This is a genomic window from Vibrio sp. CAU 1672, from assembly GCF_029223195.1.
Taxonomy (GTDB): Bacteria; Pseudomonadota; Gammaproteobacteria; order Enterobacterales; family Vibrionaceae; genus Vibrio.
The window spans coordinates 1-1,185 of the sequence record NZ_JARHUF010000067.1; the positions used below are offsets into that span (position 1 = coordinate 1).

General features: G+C 43.6%; 1 protein-coding gene. It reads left to right on the forward strand.

The genetic code is table 11. The features are described 5' to 3' along the window. Nucleotides 1-53 precede the first annotated feature (53 nt). Nucleotides 54-1,185, forward strand: a protein-coding gene (locus tag P2G85_RS21430; RefSeq protein ID WP_275866019.1) for an IS3 family transposase whose coding sequence is annotated in 2 segments (ribosomal slippage) — nt 54-420 and nt 420-1,185 — 1,133 coding nt annotated over the 2 segments. Because the reading frame shifts where the segments join, the coding sequence is not laid out codon by codon here. This gene is flagged as partial in the annotation.

Sequence of the window (1,185 nt, forward strand, 5' to 3'; positions counted from 1 at the left end):
TGTTCCGTCCTAAATAAGGTTGACACTTTCCAACCCCAAAATTGGAGAGTGTTATGAAATCAACAAATAAAAGAACTCAGCGCGATTATTCCCTCGCTTTTAAACTCACCGTAGTGGATGAGGTTGAAAAAGGAAGCCTCACTTACAAACAAGCTCAAGAGAAGTACGGCATCCAAGGTTGTTCTACGGTTTTAGTTTGGCTTCGTAAACATGGTCGACTAGATTGGTCTAAAGGGACACCTAACTTTATGTCCAAAGGAGACGCTATGGCCGAGTTCAATTCACCTCCCACACCTGAGCAACGTATTAAAGAGCTTGAGAAGCAACTTGAAGATGCACAGCTCAAAGCCGACTTCTTTGAAGCTGTAGTGAACGTTATGGAACGTGACTATGGCGTTAGAGTGACAAAAAAGCACAAAGAAGCGTTGTCCAAGAGAAAACCATAGCAGGGTTGACCGTCACGAAGTTTTGTCAGTTAGTACAAATCTCTCGTCAAGCTTATTACAAGCAGCGCCAGACTCAATCTCGTTGTGAACATCATGAGCATGCTGTCATTGGCTTTGTCCGTGAAGTCAGAATGAAGCAGCCACGCATTGGTGCGCGTAAACTGAAGTTCTTAGCCGCAATAAAGGGCATTCAAATAGGTCGAGATAAGCTCTTTGAGCTTCTCAGAAAGCATCGCCTGTTAGTGAGAACAAGACGAGCCTATCAACGAACTACTGACAGTCGTCATCGGTTCTTCTGTCACCCTAACAAAGTGAAAGATGGGCTGATACCAACGAAGCCAGAACAACTGTGGGTTGCTGATATTACTTACTTGCCGACTCAAAATGGAGAGAGCTATGTCAGCCTGGTTACGGACGCTTATTCAAGGAAGATTGTTGGTTACTATGTAGATGACAACATGAAAACGCAATCAGTTAAGCGGGCATTTATCTCAGCTCTCAGGCAACGGCAGAGTGAAGAAAAGCTAATACACCACTCAGATAGAGGCTCACAATATTGTTCGAAGGAATATCAAGATATCCATAAGAAACATAGAGTGACTTGCTCGATGACTGACGGGTATGACTGTTATCAGAATGCTTTAGCAGAGCGCGTAAATGGGATACTCAAAATGGAACTTTTACTGAGGAAACCGAAAGATCTGGAAGAAGCGAGGAAAATGGTAGCAGAATCCGTAGA